26 protein-coding genes are annotated in these 26,739 nt (G+C 63.9%); 10 read left to right on the top strand and 16 right to left on the bottom strand.

Going from position 1 to position 26,739, the window contains the following annotated elements:
- Nucleotides 1–42 precede the first annotated feature (42 nt).
- Nucleotides 43–1,230 (bottom strand): tRNA epoxyqueuosine(34) reductase QueG, encoded by a 1,188-nt coding sequence (queG, locus tag ACLBKS_RS14065; RefSeq protein WP_410193434.1) that lies wholly within the window; start codon nt 1,228–1,230, stop codon nt 43–45.
- On the opposite strand from queG, the gene tsaE reads away from it, so the two are divergent.
- Nucleotides 1,213–1,788, top strand: a complete 576-nt coding sequence (gene tsaE, locus ACLBKS_RS14060) for a tRNA (adenosine(37)-N6)-threonylcarbamoyltransferase complex ATPase subunit type 1 TsaE (protein ID WP_410193433.1) — start codon at nt 1,213–1,215, stop codon at nt 1,786–1,788. The two genes, queG and tsaE, sit on opposite strands and share 18 nt — an antisense overlap.
- Nucleotides 1,785–3,212, top strand: a complete 1,428-nt coding sequence (locus ACLBKS_RS14055; RefSeq protein ID WP_410193432.1) for an N-acetylmuramoyl-L-alanine amidase — start codon at nt 1,785–1,787, stop codon at nt 3,210–3,212. The genes tsaE and ACLBKS_RS14055 overlap by 4 nt, the downstream gene beginning before the upstream one ends.
- 33 nt (nt 3,213–3,245) lie before the next feature.
- Here ACLBKS_RS14055 and ACLBKS_RS14050 read toward each other — a convergent pair whose 3' ends face one another.
- The 5 genes from ACLBKS_RS14050 to ACLBKS_RS14030 form a co-directional block, all read right to left on the bottom strand.
- Nucleotides 3,246–3,593: a hypothetical protein gene (locus ACLBKS_RS14050; protein ID WP_410193431.1), complete on the bottom strand. Its 348-nt coding sequence runs from the start codon at nt 3,591–3,593 to the stop codon at nt 3,246–3,248.
- A 110-nt stretch (nt 3,594–3,703) separates the two neighbouring features.
- Entirely contained in the window at nt 3,704–4,351 is a 648-nt protein-coding gene (locus ACLBKS_RS14045) for a DedA family protein (RefSeq protein ID WP_410193430.1), read from the bottom strand.
- A gap of 69 nt (nt 4,352–4,420) precedes the next feature.
- A complete protein-coding gene (ttdB, locus tag ACLBKS_RS14040; RefSeq protein WP_410193429.1) occupies nt 4,421–5,029 on the bottom strand; it encodes a L(+)-tartrate dehydratase subunit beta in 609 nt (202 codons plus the stop codon).
- Nucleotides 5,026–5,925 (bottom strand): L(+)-tartrate dehydratase subunit alpha, encoded by a 900-nt coding sequence (gene ttdA / locus ACLBKS_RS14035; RefSeq protein WP_410193428.1) that lies wholly within the window; start codon nt 5,923–5,925, stop codon nt 5,026–5,028. Before ttdA ends, ttdB begins: the two co-directional genes overlap by 4 nt.
- 30 nt (nt 5,926–5,955) lie before the next feature.
- A complete protein-coding gene (locus tag ACLBKS_RS14030) occupies nt 5,956–6,924 on the bottom strand; it encodes a Bug family tripartite tricarboxylate transporter substrate binding protein (RefSeq protein ID WP_410193427.1) in 969 nt (322 codons plus the stop codon).
- Between the two features lie 131 nt (nt 6,925–7,055).
- Between ACLBKS_RS14030 and ACLBKS_RS14025 the strand changes: the two genes are divergently transcribed.
- From ACLBKS_RS14025 to ACLBKS_RS14005, 5 genes are read left to right on the top strand one after another with little or no spacing between them, the layout of a single operon-like run.
- The gene (locus tag ACLBKS_RS14025) at nt 7,056–7,988 is read left to right on the top strand and encodes a LysR family transcriptional regulator (protein WP_410193426.1); all 933 of its coding nucleotides are present in this window, start codon (nt 7,056–7,058) and stop codon (nt 7,986–7,988) included.
- Between the two features lie 59 nt (nt 7,989–8,047).
- Entirely contained in the window at nt 8,048–10,054 is a 2,007-nt protein-coding gene (gene mutL, locus ACLBKS_RS14020; protein WP_410193425.1) for a DNA mismatch repair endonuclease MutL, read from the top strand.
- A 54-nt stretch (nt 10,055–10,108) separates the two neighbouring features.
- Nucleotides 10,109–11,071 carry an alpha/beta hydrolase gene (locus tag ACLBKS_RS14015; RefSeq protein ID WP_410193424.1) on the top strand — a complete coding sequence of 321 codons (963 nt, stop codon included), beginning with the start codon at nt 10,109–10,111 and terminating at the stop codon, nt 11,069–11,071.
- A gap of 57 nt (nt 11,072–11,128) precedes the next feature.
- Complete coding sequence (miaA, locus tag ACLBKS_RS14010; RefSeq protein WP_410193423.1) at nt 11,129–12,286, top strand: tRNA (adenosine(37)-N6)-dimethylallyltransferase MiaA; 1,158 nt, start codon at nt 11,129–11,131, stop codon at nt 12,284–12,286.
- Nucleotides 12,283–13,497 carry a murein transglycosylase domain-containing protein gene (locus ACLBKS_RS14005; RefSeq protein ID WP_410193422.1) on the top strand — a complete coding sequence of 405 codons (1,215 nt, stop codon included), beginning with the start codon at nt 12,283–12,285 and terminating at the stop codon, nt 13,495–13,497. Before miaA ends, ACLBKS_RS14005 begins: the two co-directional genes overlap by 4 nt.
- A gap of 6 nt (nt 13,498–13,503) precedes the next feature.
- On the opposite strand, the gene ACLBKS_RS14000 is transcribed toward ACLBKS_RS14005, so the two are convergent.
- Nucleotides 13,504–14,592, bottom strand: coding sequence for an alkene reductase (locus tag ACLBKS_RS14000; protein ID WP_410193421.1), 1,089 nt, complete (start codon nt 14,590–14,592; stop codon nt 13,504–13,506).
- A gap of 309 nt (nt 14,593–14,901) precedes the next feature.
- Here ACLBKS_RS14000 and ACLBKS_RS13995 point away from each other — a divergent pair, with 309 nt between their 5' ends.
- The 3 genes from ACLBKS_RS13995 (at nt 14,902) to ACLBKS_RS13985 (ending at nt 18,402) form a co-directional block, all read left to right on the top strand.
- A complete protein-coding gene (locus ACLBKS_RS13995) occupies nt 14,902–15,867 on the top strand; it encodes a chemotaxis protein (protein WP_410193420.1) in 966 nt (321 codons plus the stop codon).
- 169 nt (nt 15,868–16,036) lie between these two features.
- On the top strand, nt 16,037–17,860 hold the full coding sequence (locus ACLBKS_RS13990; RefSeq protein WP_410193419.1) for an ABC transporter transmembrane domain-containing protein: 1,824 nt from the start codon (nt 16,037–16,039) through the stop codon (nt 17,858–17,860).
- Nucleotides 17,861–17,904: 44 nt separating this feature from the next.
- Entirely contained in the window at nt 17,905–18,402 is a 498-nt protein-coding gene (locus ACLBKS_RS13985; protein WP_410193418.1) for a TspO/MBR family protein, read from the top strand.
- 24 nt (nt 18,403–18,426) lie between these two features.
- Here the strand turns inward: ACLBKS_RS13985 and ACLBKS_RS13980 are convergent, their stop codons facing one another.
- From ACLBKS_RS13980 to nuoI, 9 genes are all read right to left on the bottom strand, one after another.
- Complete coding sequence (locus ACLBKS_RS13980) at nt 18,427–18,918, bottom strand: DUF1178 family protein (RefSeq protein WP_410193417.1); 492 nt, start codon at nt 18,916–18,918, stop codon at nt 18,427–18,429.
- Nucleotides 18,919–18,943: 25 nt separating this feature from the next.
- The gene (locus tag ACLBKS_RS13975) at nt 18,944–19,549 is read right to left on the bottom strand and encodes an NUDIX domain-containing protein (RefSeq protein WP_410193416.1); all 606 of its coding nucleotides are present in this window, start codon (nt 19,547–19,549) and stop codon (nt 18,944–18,946) included.
- An 83-nt stretch (nt 19,550–19,632) separates the two neighbouring features.
- Nucleotides 19,633–19,944, bottom strand: coding sequence for a DUF2818 family protein (locus ACLBKS_RS13970; RefSeq protein WP_410193415.1), 312 nt, complete (start codon nt 19,942–19,944; stop codon nt 19,633–19,635).
- Between the two features lie 22 nt (nt 19,945–19,966).
- On the bottom strand, nt 19,967–21,466 hold the full coding sequence (nuoN, locus tag ACLBKS_RS13965; protein WP_410193414.1) for an NADH-quinone oxidoreductase subunit NuoN: 1,500 nt from the start codon (nt 21,464–21,466) through the stop codon (nt 19,967–19,969).
- A 55-nt stretch (nt 21,467–21,521) separates the two neighbouring features.
- On the bottom strand, nt 21,522–23,021 hold the full coding sequence (locus tag ACLBKS_RS13960) for an NADH-quinone oxidoreductase subunit M (protein WP_410193413.1): 1,500 nt from the start codon (nt 23,019–23,021) through the stop codon (nt 21,522–21,524).
- 34 nt (nt 23,022–23,055) lie between these two features.
- Nucleotides 23,056–25,116 carry an NADH-quinone oxidoreductase subunit L gene (gene nuoL / locus ACLBKS_RS13955; protein WP_410193412.1) on the bottom strand — a complete coding sequence of 687 codons (2,061 nt, stop codon included), beginning with the start codon at nt 25,114–25,116 and terminating at the stop codon, nt 23,056–23,058.
- 34 nt (nt 25,117–25,150) lie between these two features.
- Nucleotides 25,151–25,459 carry an NADH-quinone oxidoreductase subunit NuoK gene (nuoK, locus tag ACLBKS_RS13950; RefSeq protein ID WP_410193411.1) on the bottom strand — a complete coding sequence of 103 codons (309 nt, stop codon included), beginning with the start codon at nt 25,457–25,459 and terminating at the stop codon, nt 25,151–25,153.
- Nucleotides 25,456–26,109, bottom strand: coding sequence for an NADH-quinone oxidoreductase subunit J (locus ACLBKS_RS13945; protein WP_410193410.1), 654 nt, complete (start codon nt 26,107–26,109; stop codon nt 25,456–25,458). Before ACLBKS_RS13945 ends, nuoK begins: the two co-directional genes overlap by 4 nt.
- 93 nt (nt 26,110–26,202) lie before the next feature.
- Complete coding sequence (gene nuoI, locus ACLBKS_RS13940) at nt 26,203–26,730, bottom strand: NADH-quinone oxidoreductase subunit NuoI (protein ID WP_410193409.1); 528 nt, start codon at nt 26,728–26,730, stop codon at nt 26,203–26,205.
- Nucleotides 26,731–26,739 lie beyond the last annotated feature (9 nt).

Here is a 26,739-nt window from a genome sequence, read left to right as displayed (position 1 = left end):
CCAGCCGTGGGTTTGGCCGCGGAACGCTTGCGCATCGTCGAATTAAAACACCCCAGACTCTCGACCGTCGTCGGACACGGGCAGTGCAAGAGCCCACCGGGCATGCTCACGCAGTAAGTCGGACACGTTCGCCTCCGGGTCGGCGTAGCGCTGCAGCGCCGCACGAACCGCGACCGAGTCGGCGACACCGAGCTTGCCACCGTGCAAGGCGTTGCCCAGGGCCACCAGGATGTTGCGCCGCCAGCGCTCATGACCGATGCGTCGGATCGCGCTGCCCTCAGTGCGGCGCAGGAATTCAGCCTCGTCCCAGGCCAGCAAAGTCAGCAGACCGCTCCCGGCCATGCCCTCGCGGGCATCGAAATCCGGCAGGGTGCTGCGCTGCGCATATTTGTTCCAGGGACAGACCAGTTGACAGTCGTCACAGCCGTAGATGCGCTGGCCCATCAGGGGCCGCAGCTCTTGCGGGATCGACCCGGGGTGCTCGATGGTGAGGTAGGAAATGCAGCGCCGCGCGTCCAGGCGTCCCGGTCCCAGAATGGCCTGCGTTGGGCAGGCAGTGATGCAGGCATCGCAGCTGCCGCAGTGGGGACTGACGGGCTCGGTCGGCGGCAACTCCAGGTTGAGGAAAATTTCACCCAGGAAGAACATGGAGCCCGCGTCGCGGTTCAGCACCAGGGTGTGCTTGCCGCGCCAGCCCAGGCCACTTCGCGCGGCCAATTCAGCCTCGAGTACTGGCGCGGAGTCGGTGAAAACGCGGTATTCAAAGGCATCGCGCTCGTCCGAGCCAACGCCAGCGACCGACAGCTCCCGCAAGTGCTGCTCCATGCGCTCGGCCAGTTTCTGCAAGCGGGACCGCAGCACCTTGTGATAGTCCCGGCCACGCGCATAGATGGAAATGACGCCCTCGCCCGGCGATGCAGGGTTCTGCAAGCGCGCAAGCTCCGCGGACTGCCATCCCTCGGGGGTATTGCGGGGCAGGTAGTCCATCCGAGCTGTCAGCACGCTGACCGTGCCTGGAACGAGTTCCGCGGGTCGCGCGCGCTTCATGCCGTGGGCGGCCATGTAGGCCATCTCGCCGTGGAAGCCATGCGACAGCCAGTCCCTTAATCCCGGCTCGGCCGAAGATAAATCCACGTTGTGCACGCCAATTTGAGAAAATCCCAGCTCACGAGCCCAAACCCGGACTTGCGAGATGAATTGCCCCTTGTCGATGTGACTGTTGACCTGCACGCACCCATTGTAGAAAACCGCTTCCTGCGTGACGAAGCCGCCACGCAGGCCCTCGCTTCGACTCTTGCGCAGGCTTACGCGGCCTTGCCTGCCTCATCGCTCGCGACACGGGGTGCCATCATCGAATTGCATGGCAACTTGGGCGCAGGCAAGACCACCTTTGTGCGCCACCTGCTGCGCGCCCTGGGTGTCACCGGCCGCATCAAAAGCCCCACTTACGCCGTGGTGGAACCCCACGAAGCACCCGCCACCGCGACCCAGCCCGCGCTGCCCATCTGGCATTTCGACTTCTACCGCTTCAAAGATCCCAACGAATGGGAAGACGCGGGACTGCGTGATCTGTACGCCAGTCCCGGGCTGAAATTGGCGGAGTGGCCTGAGCAGGCGGGCGGCCTGTTGCCCCCGCCCGACCTGGAAATCGCGTTGAGTGCGCCGCCCGACGCGGGCCGGGACACTGCACACCCTGGGGACGGCGGGCGCCAGGTCACGATGACCGCGCGCAGCGCCACGGGCGCCACCTTGCTGCGTGCCATCTCCGCCGCCGAGGCCACCGCATGATGCAGCGCCGCGAGCTCCTCCATGCCGGTGCCGTGGTCCTGTTGCTGGGTCGTTCCGAACTTGCGCACAGCGCCAACACACGCAACGCGCCCTCGATCGTCGCGGTGCGCGTTTGGCCCGCCCAAGACTATTCCCGCGTCACGCTGGAGTCAGACGCGCCCCTGCACGCCAAACAAACCTTCATCAGCCAGCCGCCGCGCCTGGCGGTGGACATTGACAACCTGACGCTCAACCCCACGCTGCGCGAACTGGTGGCCAAGGTGCAGGCCGATGACCCCAACATCGCCGGTATTCGGGTTGGCCAATACACGAAGAGCGTGGTGCGACTGGTGATTGATCTGAAGCAGGCCATCGAGCCCCAGGTCTTCGCGCTCAAACCCATTGAGCCCTACCAGCACCGTCTGGTGTTCGATCTGTACCCCAAGGTCAGCACCGACCCGTTGACCGCGCTGATCGCCGAGCAGTTGCGTCAAACCCAGGAGGCCGACAAGAAGCTGCCGCCCGTGGTCAACGGCCCCACCGGAGGCAAGGGCACCGTGGGCACCGGGCATGCGGTGCCCGAGGTCATCGACCCTCTGGCCGAGCTGATGGCCAGACAGGGCAAGGCGTCCACACCGGACGCGCAGAGCACCCATGCCACCTCATCCACGCAGCCGGGCAACATTCCGCCTGAGCTGATTCGCGAAAGCACCAGCGGAACCAACCGACTCATCATCATCGCGCTCGACCCGGGGCACGGTGGTGAAGACCCCGGCGCGATCGGCCGGCGCGGCACCCGCGAAAAGGATGTGGTGCTGCGCCTGGCGCGCCAGCTGCGCGACCGCATCAACGCGAGCCAGGTCAATGGTCACACCTTGCGGGCGTTCCTCACGCGCGATGGAGATTTCTTCGTCCCGCTGCACGTGCGCGTCAATAAGGCGCGCCAGGTCAAGGCCGACCTGTTCGTGAGCATCCACGCCGATGCCTTCTACACCCCGCGCCCGCAGGGTGCGAGCGTGTTCGCGCTCAGCCACGGCGGCGCCTCCAGCAGCGCGGCACGCTGGATGGCTGCCAAGGAAAACAAGGCCGACTTGATCGGCGGGGTCAACATCGAGACGCAGGATGTCCAAGTGCAGCGCGCGCTGCTGGACATGAGCACCAGCGCCCAAATCCGCGACAGCTTGCAACTGGGCGGCGCGATGCTGCAGGAAATTGGCCGCGTGGGCAAGCTGCACAAGCCGCGTGTGGAGCAGGCGGGCTTCGCGGTGCTGAAGGCGCCGGACATCCCAAGCGTGCTCGTGGAGGCGGCCTTCATCAGCAACCCGACTGAAGAAGCAAGGCTCAATAGCGCCAGCTACCAGGCACAACTCGCTGACGCTCTGATGAAGGGCATCGAAGCCTATTTCGCGAAGAACCCGCCGCTAGCAAGAACCCGCAGTCTCTGACACGCCGCGTCGAGACTGCCACGGCTCGGGGCTTCAATCGTCCAGGTGAGGGCGGGACTGCCCTTCCGCAGGCTCGCCGGTTTCCGGGTCGATCCAATCGGCGATGCCCAGCTCGCTTTCGGCCTCTTCCAGGCTTTCGCCCGGTTCGGGCGCATCGAGATCGGCCGCGGCTTCCATGTCGGCCTGCGCTTCCGCGAAAGTGTCGTAGGGCCCGTACTCCCGCCCCTCCTTGCCATCGGCGTCGGCCAAGCTCCAGTAGTAGCCACCGGGCCGCTTGATGACCTGCCCCACGAATTGTTCATCGGCCTCCGGCACGGCCTTCATGCAGGACGTGACGGGGACAGGGTTGTCTTCGAGGGGGAGCGACTTCTTGCTCGGCATGGACAGATATTCACGCAGCGCCGCTTGATTCGCAAGCTGGACATTCATCCACTGCCGGTAACGTTCGTATCAAATCATGGAATGGCCTGACCGAGCACGGGCCGCAAGCGTCACGGAGCCACGGCCCGCTGGCGCGCCCGCCAGGCGCCAGCCAGCACGAGCACCCCAGGCAACAAGATCATGCCCCAGATGATGAATTCCAGGTTCTGCTTCACCCAAGGCAAACTGCCCAGGAAATACCCTGCCGTGCAAATCCCCACCACCCAGATCACCGCGCCCACGATGTTGTAGAGGGTGAACTTGACGCGGCTCATTTCCGCCACGCCCGCGACGAAGGGCACGAAGGTGCGCAGAAAGGGCATGAAACGTGCCAGCACGATGGTGATACCGCCGTACTTTTCGTAGAAAGCATGCGCGCGTTCAAACGCTTGCCGGTTGAAGAAGCGTGAGTTTTCCCACTGGAAGACCCGCGGCCCCACCCAGCGCCCGATCGTGTAATTGCACTGGTCACCCAAGATCGCCGCGGCCAGCAACACGGCGACGGCGACTGGGTAGCTCATCAGGCCCGCGCCCGCCAGCGCGCCCACCACGAACAGCAGGGAGTCCCCCGGCAAGAAGGGCATGACAACCACGCCCGTCTCGACGAATACGATCAGGAATAGCAGGGCATAGACCCAGACACCGTAGGCTTGAACAAAGGCTTGAAGATGTTGATCAACATGCAGGATGAAGTCGATCAAAAAAGTGATGAGTTCCATGCCACGGATTATCCCTGGCGATGAAACGGCATCCAGATGGGGCGTGGGGATTTCTCCCCCGCCTGGAAGTCACTTGATGAAGCGCACCTGCGCATTGATGCGCTCGAGGATCGGCTTCTTCTTCTCGTTGAACACCTTCTTGTTCTCCTCGATCAGATTGCGTCCCTGAGTGTCGATAGAAATGATCAAGGGGCCGAACTCGCGCACGCGATTCACCCAAAGCGTCTCGGGCATGCCCAAATCCTTCCATTCGGCAGCCTCGATCTTCTCCACCTTGGTCGCCGCGAGCACCGCGCAGCCTCCTGGAAAAATCGCATGCACGGCCTTGTTCTCGGCGCAGCCCTCCTGCGTCTCCGGCCCCATGCCGCCCTTGCCCACGATGAGCTTCACGCCGGTCTGTCGGATGAACTCCTTCTCGAACTTCTCCATGCGCATGCTGGTCGTCGGGCCGATGGACACCATTTCATACTCGCCATTGCCCTTGTCACGCACGATGGGACCGGCATGAAAGATCGCACCGCCCCGCAGGTCCACGGGCAGTTCTCGGCCCAATTCGATCAATCGGCGGTGGGCCACGTCGCGGCAGGTCACCAGGGTGCCCGTGAGGTAGACGACGTCTCCGATGTTCAGCGACTCCAGGTCCTCGTCTTTGATGGGCGTGGTCAGGATTTTCTTCACGGCTTGAATCCTTGGTGCGAGATGACTTCGTAAGACAGGTCGGACTTGATCTTGATCTTGCCTCGGCGGTGGGCCCAGCAACCCGTGGACACGGCCACGCCGATCGTTGAGGGATGGCGCGCGGACGACTCAATGTTCACGCCCATCACGCTGGCGTTGCCCGTCAGACCCTGCGGGCCGAGCCCCAGTTCGTTCAGGCCCTCGGCCAGCAGTTCCTCCATCAACGCCGCGTTGTCGTTGGCGTTGCGCGACGTGACGGGACGCAGAATGGCTTTCTTGGAAAGACGCGCGGCGGTCTCCGCGGAGGTCGACACACCCACCCCCACCAGCAGTGGCGGACAGGCGTTGACGCCGCGCGAGGTGATGACGTCGAACACGAACTCCGCCACGCCTTCGTAGCCCTGCCCCGGCATCAACACCTTGGCCGCGCCGGGCAGCGTGCAACCGCCACCCGCCATGTAGACATCGATGGTCACGCTGTCGTCATCGGGCACGATCTCCCAATCCAACCAGGGAATCTTGGAACCCGTGTTGGTGCCGGTGTTCTTTTCCTCGAAGGTCTCGACGGCGTTGTGGCGCAGCGGACCATCGCGCGTGGCGCCCAAGGTGGCGTTGCGCAGGATGTCCTCCAGTTCGCCCAACAGCGGAAAGCGCGCGCCAGCCGTGAGGAAGTACTGAATCACGCCCGTGTCCTGGCAACTCGGACGGTCCAGCTTGTCCGCGGCTTCCTGGTTGGCGCGCATGGACTCATAGACTTCCTTCGCCAGGAAGTTCACCTCCTGCTCGCGCAGCTCCCCCAGCTTGTGTGTCACGTCCACCGGCAGGCGCTTGCCGATGTAGGCCGTGAATCTGGCCATGAGATGGGTCAGGTCAGCGACCGCTGCTTCTTTGTTCACGAAAAGCTCCTGCAGTGGAAAAGTAACTCTTCAATCCAGCGTGATGTTCGCGGTCTTGACGAGGTTGGCGAACTTGGCGGTTTCTTCCTTGATCTGACGCGCCATCTCCTCGGGCTTGTCACCCACGGGCTCGGCGCCGATGTCGAGCATCTGTTTCTTGAAATCAGCCGACTGAATGATCTTGACCAACTCGGCATTGAGTTTGGCGACAACACGCGCGGGCGTCCCGGCAGGATCCAGCAGGCCAAACCAGGTGCCGATGGCGATGCCGGGCACGCCTGCCTCCTGCAAGGTGGGCACGTCAGGCAGGGCCGAGGAACGCTTGGCAGTGGTGACGGCCAGTGGACGGAGGCGGCCTTCCTTGATGAAGGGCAGGACCGGCGTCACCGTGTCGAAGGACATGTCGACCTGACCACCGATCAGATCGGTCGTCAGAGGAGCGCTGCCCTTGTAGGGAACATGCAGGATTTGCGCGCCAGTGACCTGCTGAAATTGGGTGCCGATCATGTGTTGGGCGGTGCCATTGCCATTGGAGCCGTAGGACAACTTGTGCGTGGCGCTCTTGGCAGCGGTCACCAAGTCCCGCACGTTGCTAGCGGGGTTCTGCGCGTTCACCACCAAGACATTGGGCACCAACGCGACGGTCGTGATGGGAGCGAAGTCCTTCTGAAAGTCGTACGTGAGCTTCTTGAACACGCTGTGCGCGATGGTGTGATGGACAGCCCCCATCAACAGGGTGTATCCGTCGGCTGGAGACTTCGCCACCAGGGCCGCGCCGAGCGTGGCGCCGGCGCCCGGCTTGTTGTCCACGATCACCGGTTGCCCCAGAACGGGAGAAAGCTTGTTGGCCACGGCGCGGGCCAGCACATCCGTGGTTCCGCCTGGAGGAAAGGGGACGACGATGGTCACGGTTTTGGCTGGCCAATCTTGGGCGGAGACCAGGAAAGACAGAGCCGCTAGATGAGCGGCGAGCACGCATCGGAAAAAGCACTTCAACATTCGAATCTCCTCGGGTTTTTATGTACCCAGCCGTTCACAGGACTTGGGATTGAACGAACTCTAGAACCGTTGGAAATCAAAATTGACCGCGAAAGTAAAATATTTGATAACTAAAATTCAACAATCGATCCATGCCACACAGTGTTCATCCCGCTGATCTGGGCTTCTTTTCCACGCTCGTCCTGGCGGGCAGCCTCAGCGGTGCGGCCCGCGAACTGGGCATCACCACGCCCGCCGTGAGCAAGCATCTGGCCCAGATGGAGGCACGCCTGGGCTTGACCCTGATCAACCGAACCACACGCCGCATGAGCCTCACCCCGGAGGGTGAGGTGTATCTGGAGCATGCGCGCCGCATCCTGGGCGACATCGATGATCTGGAACATCAGCTCAGGGGGGCGAAGAGCGATTCCCAGGGTCTGCTGCGCGTGAACGCGACACTGGGCTTCGGCCGCATCCGTATCGCCCCACTGATTTCGGCATTCGTGGAGCGCAATCCCAAGGTGGACATCCAACTGCAACTCTCCGTGACCCCCCCTTCCATCGCGGAAGACGCTTGCGACGTCTGCTTCCGTTTCGGACATCCGCCAGACTCCCGCGTCATCGCCCGCCTCATCGCGCCCAACCGGCGCATCGTCGTCGCCTCCCCGGCCTATCTGCGCAAACATGGTGAGCCCCGCGCGCCGGAAGATTTGGTCCGGCACAACTGCATCGGCATCCGCCAAGGCGACGAGGCCTATGGCGTCTGGCGCTTCAGCAACCCGAAAGCGAACAAGACCAGTTCCGGCCCTGGCAAGCAGGTGAAGATCAGGGGCAACCTGACCACCAACGATGGCGAGATCGCCGTGAACTGGGCGCTGGATGGCAGGGGCATCCTGTTGCGCGCCGAATGGGACGTGGCGCGCTACCTGCGCAGCGGACGCCTGGTTCAACTGCTGCGGCCTTGGACCACCCCCGACGCCGACATTTACGCGGTCTACGCGCAGCGGCACAAATCTTCCGTGCGCATCCAGGCCCTGATCGATTTCGTGGCCGCTGCCTTTGAACGCGAGCAGCGCAAGCATTGAGCCCACTGGCCATTCCACCTTCACTGTCCGCTCGCGCTCCCCGCCCTACAATTCCTCCGGTGAACGCCCCCCTCAACGCCCCGCCCCGACGCCCCATCCGCGAACTGCCTGATGAACTCATCAGTCAGATCGCCGCAGGCGAGGTCGTGGAACGTCCCGCCTCCGTGGTGCGCGAGTTGGTGGACAACGCGCTGGACGCGGGCGCGACCCAAATCACCGTGCGCCTGCTGGCCGGCGGAGTGCGCCTGATCGCGGTGGAAGACGACGGCGGCGGCATCCCGCCCGGCGAACTGGCGATCGCGCTGAAGCGCCACGCCACCAGCAAGATCGCGAGCCTGCAAGAGCTGGAATCGGTCGCCACCATGGGTTTCCGGGGTGAAGCCTTGGCGGCCATCAATTCGGTCGCCGAGTTGAGCCTCCTCTCGCGCTCGGCGGACCAAGCCACGGCCTTCCTACTCGACGGCCGCACCGGCGAGATCCAGCCGGCGGCGCGCGGCCAAGGCACCACGGTCGAGGTGAAAGAGCTTTTCTTCAGCACACCGGCCCGCCGCAAATTCCTCAAGACCGACGCCACGGAACTGGCGCACTGCATCGATGCCGTGCGGCGCCACGCGCTGGCGCGGCCCGAGGTTGGCTTCGCGATCTGGCACGAAGGCAAGCTGGTCGAGCAATGGCGCGCCTGCCGCGTGACCGAGGCAGCGTCATCGGGCGACACTGCCCCGCTGCAACAGGACCGGGCCTTCGACCAACGACTGGCCGATGTGCTGGGCGAGGACTTCATCACCGCCTCCATCGCCGTGGACTACCAAGGTCGCGACGCTGGCGGGCGAGTCATCCGCGTGCGCGGGCGGGCTGGCGTACCCGACGCCGCGCGCAGCCGCGCAGACCAGCAGTTCAGCTACGTCAATGGCCGTTATGTGCGCGACAAGGTCTTGACCCACGCCGCCCGCAGTGCCTACGAAGACGTGCTGCACGGCCAGCGACAACCGGTCTACGCGCTGCACATCGAGATTGACCCGACCCGGGTGGACGTGAATGTGCACCCCACCAAGATCGAGGTGCGCTTTCGCGACAGCCGCGAGGTGCACCAGGCGGTGCGCCATGCGCTGGAGGACGCACTCGCCGCGCCGCGCGCGCAGGCCGCCGTGAACGGTGACATCGCTCCCGCCTACGCGCAACTGAGCACGACGCTGCCCCCGCCGGCGCCAGCCTGGACGCAACCCGCGATGCGCTTCGACGCACCGGGCACCGAGGCGCGCGAAACGCCGCCCCCAAGTTACGGTAGCCGTTGGACCGGGGCCCCCGTGGACGCCTCCCGTGGCCACCCCATCCAGGACTTGGCCGCGCTCTGGCAACCGTCGACGGTTCGCGCCTCACCGGTGAGCGACGCGCAAGAATCAGGGGGGCTTGCGGACACCCCGGGCTGGGTCGAGTTGCCAGACAGGTCCTCTCAGGAAAGAACCGGCGAATCAGATTGGCCCCTGGGCAAGGCCCTGGCGCAGCTGCAGGGCGTCTACATCCTGGCCGAGAACGCGCAAGGCTTGGTCATCGTCGACATGCACGCCGCGCACGAGCGCATCGTCTACGAACGGCTGAAGCAGCAACTCGACCTGCACACCCTCACCAGCCAACCCCTGCTGATCCCAGCGCCTTTCGCCGCCACGCCTCAGGAAGTGGCCACCGCGGAGGCCCACGCGGACACGCTGAACAGCCTGGGCATGGAAGTCAGCGCCCTGTCGCCCAAGACCTTGGCCGTGCGGGCCGTACCCAGCACCCTGGCCCAGGGCGACCCGGTCGAATTGACCCGCGGCGTGCTGGCCGAGTTGGCCGAACTCCCGCAGGGTGAAGGCGCGCGAGTGATTGAACGCGCGCGCAACGAAATCCTGGGCACCATGGCCTGCCATGGCGCGGTGCGCGCTCACCGCCAACTCACCCTGGCGGAGATGAACGCGCTGCTGCGCGACATGGAACGCACCGAACGTTCCGACCAGTGCAACCATGGCCGTCCGACTTGGCGTCAGGTCACGCTCAAGGACCTGGATGCGCTCTTCCTGCGTGGACGCTGAGGGGATGCCCCCACGGCAGCAGGTTCCTCATCCGGCAAGGCATCATCGGACTCCATGAAAATCCGGCGTCTCTGGCTGATCCCGCTGCTGCCCCCGTTCCTGCTTCTGACCCTGCTCGGCCTGCTCGCGGGCTGCGGCACGCTCGACGAAAAGCAACGCGGCTGGATCTTCCAGCCTTCGGACCGCAGTTGGTGGGGCGGCGAGAGCGCGGCGCAAGGCATGAGCGAGGTCTGGATCGACTTCATGGCGCAGGAGCACGACGATGCCGCCGGGACGCCTCAACCCGCCAAGCTGCACGGACTCTGGCTGGCCCACCCGGATCTCTCGCGCCGCCATCTCAAGCTCGACGAAGCCCCCGTATTGCTTTACTTGCACGGCGCGCGCTACAACGTGGTGGGCTCGGCCTTGCGAGCGCGCCACATGCAGGAACTGGGTTTCTCGGTGCTGGCCATTGACTACCGGGGTTTCGGCAAAAGCACGGCCGCCCTGCCGTCCGAGGCGAGCGCCTACGAGGACGCGCGTGCCGCCTGGGACTGGCTGGCCCGCCAGTACCCGGACCGGCCGCGCTACATCTTCGGCCACTCGCTGGGCGGCGCCATCGCCATCCACCTGGCGGCCGAAGTGTCCGACGAGCGCGGCACCTTGGTCGAGGGGACCTTTACCTCCATCCCCGACGTGGTGAGCAGCTACAAATGGGGCTGGCTGCTGTTCTGGCCACTGGACCGCGCGCTGATCACACAAAAGATGGAATCCATCAAGCGGGTCGGACAGATCGGCTCGCCGCTGCTGGTGGTGCACGGCAGCGAGGACAGCACGATCGCGCCCGCGCTCGGCCGGCAGTTGTTCGACGCAGCGACCGGCCCGAAGCGTTTCGTGCTGGTCGACGGTGGCACCCACCACAACACCAACACGATCGGCAGGCCGTATTACCGCGAGGCGCTGGCGGAGCTGTTCGGTCTGGGCGCCGCCGTAGGCACCTCGGGCACGCTCCGTTCGCCGCGTCAGGCCAGCCGCTGAATCCCAGCACCGCTTCGGACGCCAAGCGGCCCTCTCTGATCTGCTAGCCTTGCGGCGATGTCCGCCCCCAGCCCCGTCACGGTCGCACCCCAGCCCCAGAACCCTGTATGGGGTGCATCCTTGCCCGCGACGCTGGCCATCGCGGGCCCAACGGCCAGCGGCAAGACCGCCGCCGCGCTGGCCATCGCGCAGGCCTTGGCAAGCACCTGCCCCGTGGAGATCGTCAGCGTGGATTCGGCGCTGGTGTACCGCGGCATGGACATCGGCACCGCCAAGCCCAACGCAGCGGAGCTGGCGATGGCGCCGCACCACCTGATCAACATCCTCGATCCCTCGGAGGCCTACAGTGCCGCGGATTTCGTTCGCGACGCTACACGGCTGATTCATGAGATCCACGCGCGCGGCCATTTGCCCTTGCTGGTAGGTGGCACCATGCTGTATTTCAAGGCCCTGTTGCAAGGCCTGGACGATCTGCCTCCGGCCAATGCCACGGTGCGCGCAGCCCTGGATGCCGAAGCCCAAACGCGGGGTTGGGCTGCCTTGCACGCCGAACTGAGCCGCGTGGACCCGGTCACCGCGGCGCGCCTGCCCCCCGGTGACACTCAGCGCATCCAGCGCGCGCTGGAGGTGCATCGACTCACTGGGCGACCACTGTCGAGCTTCCATACCCGGGCAGATGCAGCCGCTTCGTCTGACACTTCCAGCGCCGCGGCGGCCATCACGCTGATTGCCCTGGAGCCGCAGGACCGCGCCTGGCTGCACGAACGCATCGCCCGGCGTTTTGACACCATGCTGCGAAACGGTTTGCTCGACGAAGTGCAGGCTTTGCGCGCGCGCGGGGACCTGCATCCCGACCTGCCCTCCATGCGCTGCGTGGGTTACCGTCAGGTTTGGGAATTCTTGGACGCGCAGCAACTCGATGAAGCAGGGACGACGCGAGATACAACAGGCGCCGCCGTGCGGGCCAAGGTCAAGCCAGGCAAGCCCTCAGCGACGTCGCCCTGGGATGAATTGCGTGAACGCGGCATCGCCGCCACACGCCAACTGGCCAAGCGCCAGATCACCTGGCTGCGCGGTTTGGCGCAAGCGGGTCTGGTGCGCCATGCCGTCGCTTGCGACGCGCCAGATGCAGAAAGCCGTGTGCTGGAGTTGGCGCGACAGTTCGCCGCAACGCACGGCCCAGCCCGGACCCCGATGAAAGGAAGCATGGCATGAACAGGCATCGTCGCCAGCTATTGGGCGCGGCCGGCTGCGCGGGCGCGACTTGGGCCCTCACGGCCTGCAGCACCCAGCAGGCCATCAACATCGCCATGGCCAAGGACCCCAAGGCGGCGCTTCAGGCTGCCGCGGAAAACCGGGTCGAGTCCTACAAGACGAATCCCGAGCTGCTGATGGCGGACATCAAGCGCGCGCAAGCCGAGTACAACAAGCTCATGGACGCGTTGCGCAAGAACAGTGGCAAGCAATGGGGTGAGCGCGAATCGAGCACGCTGCCCAGCCGCACGCGCTACGTCAAGTACACGGACGACTACAAAAGCCGCGTGGTCGTCGACTACGACGCGGGCACCCTCCTGATCGAGCATCTGGACGATCCTCAGGTGCGCGACAAACTCCGTCGCGCCAGTGTCGTGGCCCTGCTCACGCCCAGTGACCCGGGCGCGGTGGACCTGTTCTCGGACAAGGAGGTGGTTTTGAGCGGCACGCCGTATCTGCAAGGGCTGGTGGTCAACCAGAACAACGCGGTCATCGACACGCGCGCCGAAGCCGAAGCCTATGCCGACTGGCTCAGCACTCGCAGCGTCCAACAGCGCCAGATTGATGTCAATGGCAAGCCCAAGACCGTGCACTACGTGCAGATGAAGATGGTCAACGCCAGCATCGACAAACGCGCGCTGCGTTACGCCAGCATCGTGCGCAAGCACTCGGAGAAGAACGACGTCAGCCGCAGCCTGATTTACGCCATCATCCGCATCGAAAGCGCGTTCAACCCCTACGCCGTCTCCAGCGCGCCCGCCTACGGGATGATGCAGCTCGTGCCCTCCAGCGGCGGGCGAGACGCCTACCGCAAGGCACGCGGGGAGGACGTGGCGCCCAGCAAGGAGTTTCTCTTCGTGCCCGAGAACAACATCGAACTGGGCACGACCTACCTCGGACTGCTGCTCCATGACAGTCCCTTGAACGACATCCGGGACCCGCTCGCGCGTGAGTACTGCGCGATTGCCGCGTACAACACCGGGACTGGCAATGTGTACCGCGCATTCAGCGAGAAGACCGGCAAGGCACGGCAGGACGAGGCCATCGACCGCATCAATGCCATGCGCACCGACGCGGTCTACAACGCACTGCGTTTGAAACTGCCTTATGAAGAAACGCGCGGCTACATCGTGAAGGCCGTGCAGGCCAAGAAGGCCTACACGGCCATGTGAGCGGGTTCAGGCAGCTCGACTCACGCCATCCCAGCGCGGGTAGTCGGTGTAGCCGGCCGGGCCTTCTGTGTAGAAGGTGGCGGGATGGGGTGCGTTGAGCGGTGCACCGGCTCGCAGGCGCTCGGGCAGGTCGGGGTTGGCCAGGTAAGCGGTGCCGAAAGCCACCGCGTCCAGCTTGCCCTCAGCGATGGCCTGGGCGGCCTCCGCGCCGCTGTACCCCATGTTGCCAATCAGCACGCCCTGGTAGGCGGCGCGGGCTGGCGTCATCAGGTCGCCCTTTTGCAGGCCCTTGAAGTCACCGCGCATCAGGTGCAGGTAGGCGAGACCGAAGCGGTTCAGCTCCCCAGCCAGCCAGGTGGTCAGGCCCACGGGGTCACTGTCCTTCATGCTGTTGAAACTGTTGAGCGGCGAGAGACGCAAGCCGACACGATCAGCGCCCCAGACACCGATGGTGGCCTCGATCACCTCGAACAGCAGGCGGGCGCGGTTCTCGCGCGAGCCGCCGTAGGGACCACTGCGCTGGTTGGAACCATCGCGCAGGAACTCGTCCAACAGATAGCCGTTCGCACCATGAACTTCGACGCCATCGAAACCCGCCGCCTTGGCGTTCAGCGCGGCCTTGCGGAAACCCTCCACAATGCCGGGCAGTTCATCGTCGCGCAATGCACGCGGGGTGGCGTAGGCCACCTTTCCCTTGGGGGTGTGCACCATGTCACTGGTGATCGGGATGGCGCTGGGCGCCACGGGCTGGGCACCGCCGTTCAGATCCGGGTGGCAGGCCCGGCCGCCGTGCCAGATCTGCAAGAAGATGCGACCGCCCGCCTTGTGGACCGCGTCGGTCACCAGGCGCCAACCATCGACCTGGGCCTGGGAGTGCACGCCCGGCTCCTTCCAGAAAGCCGAGTTGCCTTCCATGGCCATGGTGGCCTCGGCGATCAGCAGGCCGCCGCTGGCACGCTGCGCGTAGTGCTCGGCCATCAGGGCATTGGGCAGATGGGATTCGCCCGCCCGGGCACGGGTGAGGGGCGCCATGAAGACACGGTTGGGCACGGTCAGCGCGCCCACTTGGAGGGGAGAGAAAAGAGCTGAGGTCATGGTGTGAAGGAGCTTAAAAGCAGGTTGAAGCACGGGGCAAGAACCCCTCAGCCCCGATGGTGCCTCAAGCACGTCACGCGCGCAGCCCGCTGCACCGATGCCCCGATCGGGTGTTTGGCCGTTCTGTCTCTGGCTTGCACGCAGCCGCTGGCTGGTTTAGGCACATCCGGCCATGCGCTCCTGCGCTTTCTTGCGCGGATGTGTCAATTTCTCCGCATCGAACTTGCTTAAACTCGTCCCCGTGTATTAGGCTGACAAACCATACGGGCGCGCACGCCGCGCCGAGAACAAACCGCAAAGGACACTCCCATGAGCTCCCCCGCAGCACCTGCTCGTTCCGTGAATGCAACTCAACACCAGGGCCAGTCGAGCAACAACCGTTTTGAACTGCTGCTGTTTCGCTTGGGTGAAGCCGCGGACAGCGAGCGGCGGGAGCTGTTTGGCATCAACATCTTCAAGGTCCGCGAGATCATGACCATGCCCGCCCTGACCAAGATGGTGAACGCGCCGCCCCATGTGCTGGGCGTGGCAAACATTCGCGGGCAGATCATTTCGGTGATCGACTTGCCCGCTCTCACCGGTTGCAAGCCGCGAAAGGAAGACCGCATTCTGCTGGTGGCCGAGTTCGCTCGCACCACCCAAGGCTTCGCGGTGGAAGAAGTCACCGAAATCGTGCAGGTGGATTGGAAGCATGTGCTGACCGCTGCGGGGCGCGGCGGCCAGTTCGTCACCAGCATCGCTCGGGTTGACGGCGACGCGGAGGACTCACGACTGGCCCAGGTGATTGACGTGGAGCGCATCCTGCACGATGTGCAGCCTGAAAGCGCCAAGTTTGATCAACCAACGGGAAGCCGTATTTCCTTGCCTCCTGGCGCAGTGATGCTGGCAGCGGACGACTCCGCCATGGCCTGCGAACTCATCCAAAAGGGCATGGAAGCGCTGGGCGTTCCCTGCGTGATGACCCACAACGGCAAGGAGGCGTGGGAGCAGCTGCAAGCCTTGGCAGCCCAGGCCAGCCGGGAGGGCAAACGGGCCAAGGACAAGGTCGCTCTGCTGCTGACCGACTTGGAAATGCCCGAGTTGGACGGCTTCAATCTGACACGGCTGGTGAAATCCAACCCGCAGTTCAGTGACATCCCGGTCGTGATCCACTCCTCCCTCACCGGCAGTGCCAGCGAGATGCAGGCCAAGAGTGCCGGGGCGGACGCCTACATCACCAAATTCAACATCGACGAACTGGCCGACACCCTGCGCAAGGTGCTGGCCCAGCGCTGAGCACGCCGATCCCGGCTGCGGTGGGGCGAGCATGGGTGGGCACCCCGTGAAGGTGCCACCAGCGACACAGTGACGACGAGGCTCCTGTCACGCCCGCATCACCGTGCGCGGCCACGGGACAAGCTCAAACCGCAACACATTTCGCGCCAGGCGGCTATGCTCTGCCGCCATGTCTGACACTCCGACGCGTCCGCACCCCGCTACCCCTTCTGCTCCTGAGCCATCGCGCGCACGACCTCAGTCCTTGAGTGGACTCGGTCCATTCCTGCGGCCCTACCGCGGACACATCGTGCTGGCCTTGGTTTTTCTCGCCCTGGCCGCAGCCGCCACGCTGGCGTTTCCACTCGCCCTGCGGACCCTGATCGACCAAGGTCTGAGCGCCCCCACATCGGCGCAGGGCCGAGGCGAACAGTTGCTGGCCCTGCGCGAGCATTTCGCCCTGCTCTTTGGCGTGGCGGCGGCGCTGGGCCTGTTCTCCGCGGTGCGCTTCTATCTCATGAGCTGGCTGGGTGAGCGCGTCACCGCCGACCTGCGCAACGCCATCTATGCCCACGTATTGCGTCAGAGCCCAGAATTCTTCGAAACCACTCAGACCGGGGAGGTGCTGTCGCGCCTGACCGCCGACACGACCCTGGTGCAAACCGTGGTGGGTTCGTCGTTCTCCATGGGCCTGCGCAGCGCCGTCACCGGCCTGGGCGCGCTGGCCATGCTGATCTGGACCAACCCTTGGATCATGATCCAGGTGTTGGGCGTGCTCGTGTTGGTGGTCCTGCCCAGCGTCTGGTTCGGCCGCCGCGTGCGGCGTCTGTCGCGCGCCAGCCAGGACCGCGTGGCCGATTCCAGCGCCATCGCGGGCGAGGTGCTGAACGCGATTCCGGTGGTTCAAGGCTACACGGCCGAAGCACGCGAAACCCAGCGTTTCGCCAATGCCACCGAAGACGCCTTCATGACCGCCCGCCGACGGGTGCGCGCGCGCGCCACGCTGATGGGCTTCATCATCGTCGCCACTTCCGGCGCACTGCTTTGGGGCCTCTACCAAGGTACGCAGGCCGTGCTCTCCGGGCAGATCAGCGCCGGGCACCTGGGCCAGACCGTGGTCTACGTCATCATGCTGGCCAGTTCTTTTGCCGTGCTGGGTGAGGTCTATGGTGACCTGCTGCGCGCGGCGGGTGCCACCGAGCGGCTGATGGAGTTGTTGCATCTGCGCTCCCCCATCCGCTCGCCGGCGCGGGCGCAACGCTTGTCTGCTGCCGACGGCCCCAGCCATGTCCGTTTCGAGGCCGTGACCTTCCACTACCCCTCGCGCCCCACGCAGGCGGCTTTGCGTGACTTCACGCTCGATGTTCGCCCCGGCGAAACCGTGGCTCTGGTCGGCCCCAGTGGCGCGGGTAAGAGCACGGTGCTGCAACTGCTGCTGCGCTTCTACGATCCGCAAGCCGGTCGTGTCGTGCTGGACAGCTCTCCCCTTGCTAGCGCAGACCTGCAGGAACTGCGCTCGCGCATGGCCTTGGTGCCGCAGGAGCCAGTGATCTTCTCAACCACCGCCCTGGAAAACATCCGGTATGGCCGTCCCGACGCAAGCGATGAGGAGGTGCATGCCGCCGCGCGGGCTGCGCACGCGGACGATTTCATCCGCGCGCTGCCCGAGGGTTACGACACCTTTCTCGGTGAGCGCGGTGTGCGCCTCTCGGGCGGTCAGCGCCAGCGCATTGCCATCGCGCGGGCCATGCTCAAGAACGCTCCCTTGTTGCTGCTGGACGAAGCCACCAGCGCCCTGGACGCCGAGAGTGAACGCATGGTTCAGGCCGCGCTGGAATCCGCCATGCGCGACCGCACGACCCTGGTCATCGCGCATCGCTTGGCGACCGTGCAGAAGGCCGATCGCATCGTGGTGATCGACCAGGGCCGCATCGTGGAACAGGGCACGCACGCCGAGCTGACGGCGGCGGGCGGACTGTATGCACGGCTCGCGGCTTTGCAGTTCAAGTCCTGAGCCCCCAAAGCCCCCCTTCCTTTCTGCGATCCCTTTAAAGCCCGATGTCTCGACGCCCACTATCCGCACAAATCCTTGGCTTGCTGGCTTGGCTGGCTCTGGCTTTCACGGCGGCAGCCGTGGGCGCCGTCGCATCGGTCGAGGCCGGCAGTTTCTACCGCCAGCTGCTGCGCCCGGCATGGGCACCACCCGCGTCGGCCTTCGGGCCGGTCTGGACGGTGCTTTACCTGATGATGGGGGTGGCGGCCTGGCTGGTCTGGCGTGAGCGAGGCGCGCCACGGCTGGGCCTCGCATTGGGCGTGTTCGTCGCGCAACTGACCGTCAACGCGCTCTGGTCCTGGCTGTTCTTCGTCTGGCACCTGGGTGCCTGGGCCTTCGCGGACGCGTTGCTGCTGTTCGGACTGATCGCGATGACGATGGGGCTGTTCTGGCGAGTCCACCGTCTGGCGGCTCTGCTCTTGCTGCCCTATCTCGCCTGGGTGACTTTTGCCTCGGCCCTCACCTGGTCGGTGTGGCTGAACAACCCAGCGCTGCTGCTCTGACTGGATGAGCGAAGGCTGCGCTGCTCACTGCAGCGGACCTTCGATGCCCTCGGGCAGCAATAAGGGCATCACGCTGATGCCTTCTTCCAGCAAGGCCTCGGCCTCCTTGGGTGAAGTCTTGCCGCGTATGCCCCGCTCTTCGCTTTCCCCGTAGTGGATCTTGCGTGCTTCCTCGGCGAAGCGTTCACCCACGTCCTCCGTATGCTGGGCCACGTGTCGGGCAAATTGCAAATAGGCGGCCTGCAAGGCTTGCAGTGGGTCCGGGCTGGGCACGTGACCTGCATTCGCGGGGTGCTGGCCGTCGGTGTTTGCGCGTTCTGGGTTATCAACGGCTGGGACTGCCGGCTTGGCGCCCAGGTTGAGGCGTGGGGCACTCGGCAATTTGTGCACGGCCCGGTCACCGCATAAAGGGCATTCGAGCAAGCCGCGCTCGGTCTGGCCGACGTAGTCTTCCTCCGAGGCGAACCAGCCCTCGAAGGCATGGTTCGCGCCACAGCGCAGGTTGAAGACTTTCATGGGCGGGATTCTCCGGCCTTCCAGTTCATCCTGCCGACGTGGGGGTGTTGCCAGGATCGGCTTGCCAATCAAGACTCCAGGTACCCGACAGAACGTTGTGCAGCCAGAGCAGACAGCTCAGAGTCTTGGCGTCGGTGAGTTCACCGCGGCGGCTCCAATCCAGCAGTTCGACAGGCGTGGCGGTGGACACGTCGAGAAACTCACCCTCGTCGAGCTTGCGTTCGCCCTGGCGCAAGCCGCGCGCGAAGTAGATGTGCAGCACTTCGGTGGAATAGGCAATCGCCAGATGCATCTGACCCGCCTTGGCCCACTCCCGTGCGGTGTAACCGGTTTCCTCCAGCAACTCACGCCGAGCGCAGAGCAGCGGGTCCTCGCCAGCATCGAGCTTGCCGGCCGGGAATTCGATCATCACACGGGCGACGGGATAACGGTACTGCCGCTCAATGACGACGCGGCCGTCGTCCAACAGGGGCACGATGACCACGGCGCCAGGGTGAACCACGTATTCACGGGTCGCGGTTCCCCCATCTGGCAGGGCCACGGTATCGCGACGGGCATCAAGAAAATTGCCCCGAAACAGGGTCTCGCTGGCCAAAGGCCGCTCGATCAGGTGTTCGTCAGCCTGGGGCATGAGATGTTCGCGTTTGCACGCGGTGAAAAACGATGTGGATCTCTTGATTCGACCTGCGGCGACTGCATGCCGAGACGGGCAACTCAGGGCTGCCGCCTCAGATACCGCCACACAAAACCTGGAAATGCCAGGGTCAGGAAGAGCGCTGCCGTGACAGCATAGAACTCCCAGCCTTGCACGACGACGCGGCCCGCGCGCGCTTCCAGAAAGAGGCCCACACCGCCAACGACACAGTAAAGCAATGCCAGCTCCAGCAAGCGCCAGGCCAGATTCTTCGGAGCCAGGGCAGCAGGCAATGGCAGCACGGCCAGCAAGCGCTCGGTGAAAAAAGGCAGATTGGCTGCCAGCACCGCGAGCAAGATCAGGAACCAGATGGCACCACTGGAGGAGCTCATCACATCTCCCGAAAACTCGCCGTCAGGCGCTGAGCATCTGCACCACGGCGCGGGCGCAGAGAATCATCAGGCCACCCGGCAAGATGCCGAGCACCAGCACCAGCAGACCGTTGACCGTCAGCACCGCGCGGGTGCCGAAGGGTGCTCGCACGCCCTCGCTGGCAGGGCCGTGGGCAACGGGGGCGTCGAAGTACATCACCTTGACCACGCGCAAGTAGTAGAACGCGCCGACCAGGGACATGATGACCGCGAAAATGGCGATGCCCAGGTTGAGCACGCTACCTGAAGCGATCAGGGCCTGGAGGACGGACAACTTGGCGTAGAAGCCAACCATGGGCGGAATGCCAGCCAGGGAAAACAGGCAGATCGCCATCACGGCTGCGTACAGGGGACTGCGCTGGTTCAGACCGGCGAGGTCGCTGATCTCCTCGCTCTCGAAACCTTCGCGCGCCAGCAGAAGGATGATGCCGAAGGAGGCCAGTGTCGTCAGCACGTAGCTCAGGATGTAAAACATGGCCGAGCTGTAGGCATTGGCGGCGAAACCGGCATGGCCGTTCACCACGCCCGACATCAGGCCCAGCAACACGAAGCCCATCTGCGCGATGGTGGAGAACGCCAGCATGCGCTTGAGGTTGGTCTGCGCGATGGCGGCGAAGTTGCCCACCAGCAGCGAAGCCACGGCGAGGATCATCAGCATCTGCTGCCAATCGAACCACAGGGGCAGCATGCCTTCGACGAGCAGACGGATGACGATGGCGAAGGCCGCCAGCTTGGGCGCGCCGCCGATCATGAGCGTGATGGCGGTGGGCGCGCCCTGGTACACGTCCGGAATCCACATGTGGAAGGGGGCCACGCCCAGTTTGAAGGCCAAGCCGGCTACCACGAAGACGATGCCGAAGGTCAGGACCTGAGGATTCACCAAGTCCGAGTTGGTGACGCGAAACACCTCGTTGATATTGAGCGTGCCGGTGGCGCCATACATCATGGAGAGGCCGTAGAGCAAGAGGCCGGAAGCCAACGAGCCAAGGACGAAGTACTTCATCGCCGCTTCGGTGGATTGACCATGATCACGGCGCAGGGCCACCAGGGCGTAGCTGGACAGCGTGAGCAACTCCAGGCCCAGATAGATCATCAGGAAGTTGTTGCCACCGATCATGATGAACATGCCCAGCAGCGCGAACAGCGACAGGCTGAACAGCTCGCCGCCCCGCAGCATGTCGCGATCCCCCGCGTAAGCCCGGCCATAGATCAGCGTGAGCATCACGGCCAAGGCGGAGAAGCACTTGAGCCAGTTGCCCATGGGATCGCTGACCACCGTGTTGGACAAACCGTACACCGTGGCGCCCGTGTTGGCATAGAAAGCCTGCAGGATGGCCACGGCCCCCAAGGTGATCAGGGTCAGCGCGAAACTGCCCGTGCGCAGACGGCTCTTGACCAGCAGGTCCAGCAAGGTGATGGCGCAGGCCATGACGAGCAGGACCAGCTCGGGAAAAACCGCGATCCAGCTAAAGGCATCAATCATTTGGGTACTCGCTAATCGTTTTGATGCGGTAGTTCAATGCGTCGAGGGCACGTGCTCAATTGCCCAAAACGCCACCCGGCAAGGGCAGCTTGGAAACGGCCACATGCTTGAGCAGTTCGGCCACCGAAGCATCCATCACGTCAGTGAACGGCTTGGGATCGACGCCCATCCAGAGCACGGCCAAAGCCAGCACAGTCAGCATGAAGAACTCGCGGCCATTGATATCCGTCAGTTCCTGAACATGGTCGTTGGCCACCGGGCCCAGGTAAACGCGCTTGAACATCCACAGCGTGTAAGCGGCGCCGAAGATCAAGGCGGTGGCTGCCAGCAGGCCCACCCAGAAGTTGGCCTTGACCGCGCCCAGGATGACCATCCATTCACCGACGAACCCTGCCGTGGCTGGGAGACCACAATTCGCCATCGCAAACAGCAAGGCGAAGGCCGTGAACTTGGGCATGGTATTGATAACGCCGCCGTAGTCCGCGATCTGACGCGAGTGCATGCGGTCGTAAAGCACGCCGATGCACAGGAACATGGCGCCAGAGACGAAGCCGTGGGCAATCATCTGGACCAGGCCCCCGCTGATGCCGAGGTCATTGAAAAGGAAGAAACCCAGGGTCACAAACCCCATGTGCGCCACGGACGAGTAAGCGACGAGCTTCTTCATGTCCTGCTGCACCAGGGCTACCAGGCCCACGTAGATCACGGCAATCAGCGACAGCGTGATCATGAGCCAGGACCATTCATGCGCCGCGTCCGGCGCGATGGGCAGCGAAAAACGCAGGAAGCCATAGGCACCCAGCTTGAGCATGATGGCCGCCAACACCGCGGACCCGCCCGTGGGCGCCTCGACGTGAACGTCAGGCAACCAAGTGTGCACCGGCCACATCGGAACTTTCACGGCGAAGGCCGCGAAGAAGGCAAAGAAGACCAAGGTTTGGGCAGTGCCGGTCAAGGGCAGTTGGTGCCAGGTCGCGATATCAAAGCTCCCCCCCGAGGCCAGGTAGAGGTAGATCAGCGCCACCAGCAGCAGCAAGGAGCCCAGCAAGGTGTAGAGGAAGAACTTGAACGCCGCGTAGATCTTGTTCGGGCCGCCCCAGATGCCGATGATGAGGTACATCGGGATCAGCGTGGCTTCGAAGAAAACGTAGAACAGCAGTCCGTCCAGCGCTGAGAACACCCCGATCATCAGGCCGCTCAGGATCAGGAAGGCCCCCATGTACTGATTCACGCGCTCGGTGATGACCTCCCAGCCAGCGATGACCACGATCACCGTCATGAAGGCGGTCAGCAGCACGAACCAAAGCGAGATGCCGTCCACGCCCACCTGGTAGTTGACGTTGAAGCGCGCCATCCAGACCGTCTGCTCGACGAACTGCATGGCCGCCGTGCTGTTGTCGAAACCGATCCACAGCGGCAACGTGACCAGGAAGCTCGCCAACGCGCCGATCAAGGCAACCCAGCGCACCGCGCGCGCTTGACTCTCGCGCCCGAGCGTGAGCAGCAGCACGCCGAAAGCAATTGGCAACCAAATTGCCAGGCTCAGCAAACCCATTCTGTTGTTCTCCAGTAATAGCCAGGCCGACGACTCAGAGGCCGAACATGACGCGCAGCGAGGGCCAGGTCACGAAGTACGACATCAACACGACGATACCGACGATCATGAGCAGCACGTAGTGGTACAGATAGCCGGACTGCAGCCAGCGCACGACGCCAGCCACCTTGCCCACCAGCTTCCAGCTGGCGTTGACCACGCCGGTCTCGATCACCCCCTGGTCCCCGCCCTTCCACAGGCCCAGGCCCAGGCCACGCGCAGCGCGCGCGAGGATGTTCTCGTTGATCCAGTCCATGTAGTACTTGTTCTCCAGCACGACACGCAGCGGCTTGAAAACGCGGTCGAGCGCGGCCGGAATGGCCGGCGCCAGCATGTAAAACACCCAGGCCGTCACCACACCGGCCAGCGCCAACCACAACGGCGCGGTGCTGAAGGCATGGCTCGCCATGGCCAAGGGCCCGTGGAAGATCTCGCGCAACTCTTGCATCACCGGGTGCTTGGCCGAGTCAACAAAGATGGCGTCCTTGAAGAAATCACCGTACATCAGCGGCTCGATGGTGAAGTAGCCGATGAGCACGGAAGGGATCGCCAGCAGCACCAGCGGCACCGTCACGACCCAAGGCGATTCGTGCGGCTTGGCGTCGTGGCCATGCCCATGATCGTCATGATGGTGGTCGTCGTGGTGCGCATCGGGGTTCTGGTCGTAGCGCTCCTTGCCATGGAAGACCAGGAAATACATGCGGAACGAATAGAAAGCGGTGACGAACACACCAGCCAGCACTGCGAAGCTGGCGAAGCCGCTGCCCCAGAGATGGCTCTCATGCACCGCCTCGATGATGCTGTCCTTGGAATAGAAACCCGAGAACAGTGGCGTGCCAATCAGCGCCAGCGAGCCCAGCAGGGAGGTGATCCAGGTGATGGGCATGTACTTGCGCACGCCCCCCATCCAGCGAATGTCCTGGTTGTGGTGCATGCCCATGATGACCGAGCCCGCACCCAGGAACAGCAGCGCCTTGAAGAAGGCATGCGTCATCAGGTGGAACACGGCGACGGAATAGGCCGAAGCACCCAGCGCCACCGTCATGTAACCCAGCTGCGACAGCGTGGAATAGGCCACGACGCGCTTGATGTCGTTCTGGATGATGCCCAGGAAACCCATGAACAGCGCCGTGATCGCACCAATGACCATGATGAAGCTCAGGGCCGTGTCGGAGAGCTCATACAGAGGAGACATGCGCGCGACCATGAAGATGCCGGCCGTCACCATGGTGGCGGCGTGGATCAGCGCGGAAATCGGGGTCGGGCCTTCCATCGAATCCGGCAGCCAGACGTGCAGAGGGAACTGGGCGCTCTTGCCCATGGCGCCGATGAAGAGGCAGATGCAGATCACGGTGATCAGCATGGCATCCTGGCCCAGGATGTACCAGGGAAACTCAATCGCGCCGAGCTGATTCGCCTTGGCGAAGACTTCGCTGTAGTTCAGGGTGCCAGCGTAGGCAGCGATGAGGCCTATGCCGAGGATGAAGCCGAAGTCACCCACGCGGTTGACCAGGAAGGCCTTCATATTGGCGAAGATGGCCGTGGGCTTATTGTACCAGAAGCCGATCAGCAGGTAGGACACCAAGCCCACCGCTTCCCAGCCGAAGAACAGCTGCAGCAGGTTGTTGCTCATGACCAGCATGAGCATGGAGAAGGTGAACAGCGAGATGTAGGAGAAGAAGCGGTTGTAGCCCTCGTCTTCCTCCATGTAGCCGATGGTGTAGAGGTGGACCATCAGCGATACAAACGTCACCACGCACATCATCATGGCGGTGAGACCGTCCACCAGGAAACCCACCTCCATCTTCAGGCCGCCCACCACCATCCACTCGTAAAGAGTGGCGTTGAAGCGGGCGCCATCCAGCGCCACGCTCTTGAGCGTGAGCACTGACAGGATGAATGCCACCAGCACGCCAAGGATGGTGACGCCATGGGAGGCGCGGCGGCCGAGCAGATTTCCGCCGAGCTTGGTGCCAAAGATGCCGGCCAGCGCGGCGCCGACCAGTGGCGCGAGCGGCACGGCCAGCAGGGTGGATGCGTTCAGGGTTGCACTCATGTCGTTCTTGCCTTTTTCTTGCCCCGTTGGCCTGTCAGCCCTTCAGCTCGTTCAGTTCTTCCACGTTGATGCTGCTCTTATTGCGGAACAGCAGCACCAAAATGGCCAAGCCGATGGCGGACTCAGCCGCGGCGACGGTCAGGATGAAGAACACGAAGACCTGGCCATGCATGTCGCCCAGGAAATGCGAGAAGGCTACGAAATTCGTGTTCACGGCCAGCAACATCAACTCGATGGCCATGAGCAGCACGATGAGGTTCTTGCGGTTCATGAAGATGCCGACCACCGCGATCGCGAACAGAGCGGCACCCAGCGTCAGGTAGTGACCCAGCGTCAATGTCATGCTTTTTTCTCCTCGGTCGTGGCCGCATCGGCCACGGGCTCTGCGGGGCGCGTGGCCTCCACCTTGACGAGTTGCAACCGGTCTGCGGCACGCACGCGCACCTGGATGGACGGATCAATCGCCTTGCTGTCCTTGCGGGAACGCAACGTCAACGCGATCGCGGCGATCATCGCCACCAGCAGGATGGCGGCGGCGATTTGGATGGGCCACACATAGCGGGTGTAGAGCAGGATGCCCAGCGCCTTGGCGTTCGACTCCTCGACCACGCCCGAGGGCAGTTGCGCTGCCACCATCGGGTCGACCATGTCAAAGCCAGTCAGCAGCACTGCCGCCATTTCAACGACCACGATGCCACCCAACAGCAGGGCCAGCGGGAGATGCTTCCAAAACCCCTGTCGCAACTGGTCGATGCGGATGTCCAGCATCATGACCACGAACAGGAACAACACCATCACCGCGCCCAGATACACAAGCACCAAGGCCACGGCCAAAAACTCCGCCTGCAGGAGCAGCCAGATCGCGGACGCTTGCGAGAAGGCGAGCATCAAGAACAGTACGGCGTGCACCGGGTTGCGCGCCGTGACGACGCGCAGCGCCGCGATCAGCAGCACCGCCGAGAACAGAAAGAAGAAACCGGTTTTGACGTCCATGGTCGTTGGAATGATCCGTTGCGTTTCAGGCCTGAAAGGTTGGGCGTGTCGGGGGTGTCCGCGTGACGCCTAACGCCATGCGCACGAGTTTCCTCAGCGGTATTTGGCGTCCGCCGCCTTGGCCGCGGCGATTTCCTTTTCGTAACGGTCGCCCACGGCCAGCAGCATGTCCTTGGTGAAGTACAGATCACCACGCTTCTCGCCGTGGTATTCAAGGATGTGCGTCTCGACGATGGCGTCCACCGGGCAAGCCTCCTCACAGAAGCCGCAGAAGATGCACTTGGTCAGGTCGATGTCGTAACGCGTGGTGCGACGCGTGCCGTCGGCGCGCGCATCGCTCTCGATGGTGATGGCCATCGCCGGACAGACTGCCTCGCACAGCTTACAGGCGATGCAGCGTTCCTCCCCGTTCTCGTAACGGCGCTGCGCGTGCAGGCCCCGGAAACGCGGGGACAGCGGGGTCTTTTCCTCGGGGTATTGCAGCGTGACCTTGCGCGCGAAGGTGTAGCGTCCGGTCAGGGCCATGCCCTTGAGCAACTCCACGAGCATGAAGCTCTTGAAGAAGTCCTTGACCGAAAAGGCGCGCACGGCGGCGGCGGAGCTTGTGGAAGCAACAGTCATGACTACTCT

The sequence above is a fragment of the Hylemonella sp. W303a genome (genome assembly GCF_046452315.1).
Taxonomy (GTDB): domain Bacteria; phylum Pseudomonadota; class Gammaproteobacteria; order Burkholderiales; family Burkholderiaceae_C; genus Hylemonella.
The sequence above is the reverse complement of the archived record's forward strand: the minus strand, read 5'-3'. Positions and strand labels throughout refer to the sequence as shown.

Bases quoted from the DNA above. Each gene is read 5' to 3' on its own strand.
- ACLBKS_RS14055 (WP_410193432.1), top strand. From the start codon at position 1,785: ATGATGCAGCGCCGCGAGCTCCTCCATGCCGGTGCCGTGGTCCTGTTG.
- ACLBKS_RS14050 (WP_410193431.1), bottom strand. From the start codon at position 3,593: ATGCCGAGCAAGAAGTCGCTCCCCCTCGAAGACAACCCTGTCCCCGTC.
- ACLBKS_RS14045 (WP_410193430.1), bottom strand. From the start codon at position 4,351: ATGGAACTCATCACTTTTTTGATCGACTTCATCCTGCATGTTGATCAA.
- ACLBKS_RS14030 (WP_410193427.1), bottom strand. From the start codon at position 6,924: ATGTTGAAGTGCTTTTTCCGATGCGTGCTCGCCGCTCATCTAGCGGCT.
- ACLBKS_RS14025 (WP_410193426.1), top strand. From the start codon at position 7,056: ATGCCACACAGTGTTCATCCCGCTGATCTGGGCTTCTTTTCCACGCTC.
- ACLBKS_RS14015 (WP_410193424.1), top strand. From the start codon at position 10,109: ATGAAAATCCGGCGTCTCTGGCTGATCCCGCTGCTGCCCCCGTTCCTG.
- miaA (WP_410193423.1), top strand. From the start codon at position 11,129: ATGTCCGCCCCCAGCCCCGTCACGGTCGCACCCCAGCCCCAGAACCCT.
- ACLBKS_RS14005 (WP_410193422.1), top strand. From the start codon at position 12,283: ATGAACAGGCATCGTCGCCAGCTATTGGGCGCGGCCGGCTGCGCGGGC.
- ACLBKS_RS14000 (WP_410193421.1), bottom strand. From the start codon at position 14,592: ATGACCTCAGCTCTTTTCTCTCCCCTCCAAGTGGGCGCGCTGACCGTG.
- ACLBKS_RS13995 (WP_410193420.1), top strand. From the start codon at position 14,902: ATGAGCTCCCCCGCAGCACCTGCTCGTTCCGTGAATGCAACTCAACAC.
- ACLBKS_RS13990 (WP_410193419.1), top strand. From the start codon at position 16,037: ATGTCTGACACTCCGACGCGTCCGCACCCCGCTACCCCTTCTGCTCCT.
- ACLBKS_RS13985 (WP_410193418.1), top strand. From the start codon at position 17,905: ATGTCTCGACGCCCACTATCCGCACAAATCCTTGGCTTGCTGGCTTGG.
- ACLBKS_RS13980 (WP_410193417.1), bottom strand. From the start codon at position 18,918: ATGAAAGTCTTCAACCTGCGCTGTGGCGCGAACCATGCCTTCGAGGGC.
- ACLBKS_RS13975 (WP_410193416.1), bottom strand. From the start codon at position 19,549: ATGCCCCAGGCTGACGAACACCTGATCGAGCGGCCTTTGGCCAGCGAG.
- ACLBKS_RS13970 (WP_410193415.1), bottom strand. From the start codon at position 19,944: ATGAGCTCCTCCAGTGGTGCCATCTGGTTCCTGATCTTGCTCGCGGTG.
- nuoN (WP_410193414.1), bottom strand. From the start codon at position 21,466: ATGATTGATGCCTTTAGCTGGATCGCGGTTTTTCCCGAGCTGGTCCTG.
- ACLBKS_RS13960 (WP_410193413.1), bottom strand. From the start codon at position 23,021: ATGGGTTTGCTGAGCCTGGCAATTTGGTTGCCAATTGCTTTCGGCGTG.
- nuoL (WP_410193412.1), bottom strand. From the start codon at position 25,116: ATGAGTGCAACCCTGAACGCATCCACCCTGCTGGCCGTGCCGCTCGCG.
- nuoK (WP_410193411.1), bottom strand. From the start codon at position 25,459: ATGACATTGACGCTGGGTCACTACCTGACGCTGGGTGCCGCTCTGTTC.
- ACLBKS_RS13945 (WP_410193410.1), bottom strand. From the start codon at position 26,109: ATGGACGTCAAAACCGGTTTCTTCTTTCTGTTCTCGGCGGTGCTGCTG.
- nuoI (WP_410193409.1), bottom strand. From the start codon at position 26,730: ATGACTGTTGCTTCCACAAGCTCCGCCGCCGCCGTGCGCGCCTTTTCG.